The sequence below is a fragment of the Mesorhizobium sp. M1A.F.Ca.IN.020.06.1.1 genome, from assembly GCF_004023265.1.
GTDB lineage: Bacteria > Pseudomonadota > Alphaproteobacteria > Rhizobiales > Rhizobiaceae > Mesorhizobium.
Window position 1 is genome coordinate 1 of sequence record NZ_RZSR01000505.1, and the last position, 4,294, is coordinate 4,294.

Sequence of the window (4,294 nt, forward strand, 5' to 3'; positions counted from 1 at the left end):
GTATTGCCGACATCGGCAAAGGTGACAGAATGGCGATCGACGTCGAGATAGACGTTGGTCGGGTCATAAGCGAGTTCGAAATCGACGAAGGGCGAGTCTGTAAAGAGGCCTCCTGTCAGCCCGCCGTAGGTCCCGATCACGCCGCCAGCGGCGGTCAGAAGCGTGTAGCGGGTATCGACTGAGAAATGCCCGGCACCTTCACGCACCAGGTTGACGCTCGCTCCCTTGTTGATGGCGGCACTGCCGGCAACGTCGATGAGATCTGAAGCCTTGCTCGGTGCGATACCCGCCAAATAGGTCGACCCGGCCTGCTGCACGAAGTCACCGTTGACGGTGAGCACTGCAACCCCCTTGCTTGGATCGAGCACGCTGCCAGGAGCGACGGTGCCGCCTGCGCCAACCGTAAGAGAGCCGACTGCACCGATACCCGTAAGGGTACCAGTAGCCGAGACGCCTACCTTCGAAACAATGCGGCCATCGACGGCGAGTATGCCTCCAAGCACCTTGGTCGGCCCGCTGTAGCTGTTTTCGCCGGACAGGATCAGCGCTCCTTCGCCGCGCTTCGTCAGGTCTCCGGCGCCCGAGATTGAATTCGACCAGATCGAGGAGTAGCCTTTGGTGTCGACGTCGAAGACGCCGGCGTAGCGGAACTCGCCCGGACCCTCGATCGCAACGCCGAGATTGAGCAGACCCTGGCCGAAGACTTGTTCATCCTCGAACCCTTTGGTGGTCGTCGTTGTCAGGAGGGTTTCAATGGTCTGGCGGGCGTTCATGTAAGGGAATGCCGACCGGATCACTGCCGCCGCGCCAGCAACATGCGGCGTTGCCATGGAAGTACCTTCCTCGTACTTATACGGGTTGTTCTTGTTCGCCCGATCCCCTTGTGGCCAGGTAGAATAAATGCCGTTCTCATCAATCGGATTATCGGGATCGGCATTAATATCGCCACCCGGAGCCGCGAGGCACCACTCTGCTGTGGCTCCGCATCTATTGCTATAGCTGGCAATCTTGCCATCCTTGCCGACAGCAACGACTGTTATCAGCGAGCCTGCCAGATCCGAGAAGTCGAGCTTCGAGACATCAGACCCGCTCACTATCTTGTATGTATTTGGGTTATTGAAATCGAAACCTTTGTTTGTTTGATCGTTTGTGTCGATGAACTTATAAAGATTTCCATCTTTGGTATTTTCTGGCGTTATTAACGGCAACGTGCCGATGCCGCTGGGAATCGCCGAAGCAGCGCCGGGTTGGTCGTCGGTACTGGCATCATTACCGGCGGCGAAGACGAGCACGATGTCCGCCTTAGCCGCCTTCTTCAACGTATTGTAGGTATCGACGAGATTGCTCGGATCATCATAGATGGCCTGATAGTCGAGAATCTCATAGTTTTTATTATCGATGGCATATCCCTTGCCATCGAGTTTCAGTTGGCCGTTCTCGTCCTTGAGATACCGCCCCAGCAACAGGCCTGGCCCGTAGCTCCCATTGAGCACGCCAGCTCCCGCACCAATCGCGTATTCGATCGCTTCATTGGTCGGGTCCATCTCGGGATCATCTGGGTCGCCGATATCCACTGCTCGAAGGGGCAATACTGTCGATTCATAGGCCACGCCCTGCATGCCCGTGCCGTCGCGCGCGGCGCCGATTATCCCCGCCACATGGGTCCCGTGTCCGTCAGGCACACCGTCTTTGTCGACAGAATGGCTGACGTCAGCCAAGCGTTTATCCGTCCCGAAGTTGTGCAGCGCCTTCGAAATGCGCGCCACGAATTCGGGATGGTTGATATCCAGTCCTGTATCCACAATCGCAACGACGACGCCCTTGCCCGTATAGCCTTTAAGGTAGGCGGGCAGGGCGTTGATCATACTCAGGCCCCAATTTCTGGAATATTCGGCATCTGCCACCGGCGCAGGCGACGCGACTGATTCCTGGGCCAAGGACAGATTTGGTGCGAAGAGCGCCGTTGTTGCTAAAAACAATTTGATCGTTCTGAAGCGCGTTGGCATGCTTAATCCCTATTCCCAAAACTACTTATTTCTTTCAGATCAGATTGGCGCGATATCGAGCGGCAAGCGATCAGCTTATGTATCGACCAGGTCCCGCCAGCGGAGATCTGCGCGTCGCCTCTACGCATGCTGGCGTGTCACCAATGATACATCGATTATTTCTGGATTTCAGGCACGTCGGATTGGATTTGCCCTTGCGGTGTAGAGCGAAGTTACTAGCCATAGGATTCCTCCTTCTTAGTTTTGTCAGCCGCAGAGCCCCAGTACGACTGGTGGTAGAAAGCACACGGCCGGAATCTTGGCAGCGCTGTTCACACCCACGTTCGTAAGGTGGCCGATGGGCTCGGCGCCAGAGCACCAATGCTTGACCTGCTCCAGCTCTTGCTCGGCGGGTTGTTTCAGAGACGCTTGATCTCGATGCCGTGTTTTCTCAGCACGTAGCCGATCTGGCGCGGGGTCAAACCGAGCAGGCGCGCCGCCTTTGCCTGCACCCAGCCACACTTTTCCATGGCGGCAATGACCGTATCGGCATCGGGCACCCTACCACGAGTCGTGGCAGGGCCTATCGGCGCTTGCCCGTCGCCGACGGGCGGGGCGGCACGGGCGGCGGAAGGCTCGATCGTAGTCGAGTTCTCTGACGTCGGCGGTCCGTTCTTCCACAGCGCCGCGGCCAAGCACTCACCCACGCAACAGGCAAAGTCAGTTCTGAGGATTGATGGACCCGTCGCCAGAACTGCCGTCCGTTGAACGCAGTTTTCGAGCTCTCGGATGTTGCCTGGAAATTCGCAATTCATTAGCACCTCAATCGCTTCGGGAGCGAAGGTCAGCGTGTGATCATTCTCAGTATTGAAATTCTTGAGAAACTGAGCGGCCAAGAGCGGAATATCACCTCGCCTTTCGCGCAATGCCGGCACGCGTAAAGTGACGACGCTGATGCGGTAATAGAGGTCTTGCCGGAACTCCTTGCGTTGAACTGCCTTTTCCAAGTCCCTGTTGGTTGCGGCAATCACGCGAACATCGACTTTAATGGTGTGGTTGCTGCCGACACGCTCAAACTCCTGCTCCTGCAGGACACGCAGCAGCTTAGCCTGGAACGAGCCCGATATTTCGCCAATCTCGTCCAGAAACAATGTGCCTTTGTCGGCAGCCTCAAAGCGCCCCTTGCGCAAATTGATCGCGTCGGTGAAGGAACCCTTCTCATGACCGAACAAGTCAGATTCCAGAAGCGTCTCGGTGAGCGCCGCGCAATTGACCTTGATGAAGGGCTGCTTGGCGCGAGGCGAGAGTTCGTGAATGGCTTTGGCAACCAGCTCCTTGCCGGTTCCGGATTCACCTCGCAACATGACCGTAGTCTTCGCCTTGGCCACCTTGACAAGGTGCTCACGCAGCTTGCGCAGCGCCAGACTATCGCCAAGCATCTCCTTGCTGATCTTTTTACGCTCCATTTGGCAGCCCATCCCACTCCGCCACCCGCCGGTGGAACTGCACTTGACGGTGAGCTGTGTTGTTTTTCGTCATTATCATTCTCGATCTCACCTTTGTGCCTCGAAATTTCCGGCGCGCGGACGCCCTCGGCAAATGGCAATGGCGCCTGAGCATCGTTGTCTTTCACCAGGACGAGCGTCTTCTCCTCCGTGCGGGCGCCCGCAATATGCGCGCTTGTTTGCGCAGGCCTTTACTCGACCGGTCGCCGTTCTGTCCGGCTTCTGCCGCACCGCAGCCTGCAAACCCATCCTTGACAAGAAAGGAGGGGAGTCAATCGAGCTCTCCTTGCATTCGTGCAAGGAAAATTGTCAGTTTGATAGAATTCTATCAAAACGGCAGAAACGCTCCGCCCCCAATTTGGCTGTACCTGCGGCGTTCAGCGTACGTGACGACATGTGCGGACTTGTCCCAATTGCCATCCGAGTTGTGCGGGAAACAGTAGCCGCTGCGCTGTTCGCTTCAACCGCGTGATGCCGCTGACAGTAGAGGCGGCGGCTCGTCGAGCGAGGCTTCATTGTTCGGCTACTAAAGCGGCTGTGCTTTGGTGGGAGTTGGTTTCGCCCAAGTTCTGGGCCTGAGGGCGTCGGCCCGTTTCGCCGCACAGGCTCCTTCCACATCGTCGAGCCGAGAAAGAGGGGCCACACAGCTCCCCCTGTTTCACAATGCCCCGCCCCTCAGCAGCTAGATACGACAGGTGACCTCAAATGATGCGTCTTGCATGGCTTCTACACCTGCCTGAATGCCAGAACTGCGTTCGTACCGCCCATGGCGAAGGCGTTGCTCATGGCGACGCGCACCTTGCG

The 4,294-nt window shown here is 57.2% G+C and carries 1 protein-coding gene and 1 pseudogene; both read right to left on the reverse strand.

Features of this window, described 5'->3' with window-relative positions:
- The coding region (locus tag EOA60_RS20880) for a S8 family peptidase (protein ID WP_164899435.1) at positions 1-2,006 on the reverse strand (2,006 nt) is incomplete at its 3' end.
- A 398-nt stretch (positions 2,007-2,404) separates the two neighbouring features.
- A pseudogene (gene nifA, locus EOA60_RS20885) lies at positions 2,405-3,448 on the reverse strand (nif-specific transcriptional activator NifA); the annotation flags it as partial.
- Positions 3,449-4,294 lie beyond the last annotated feature (846 nt).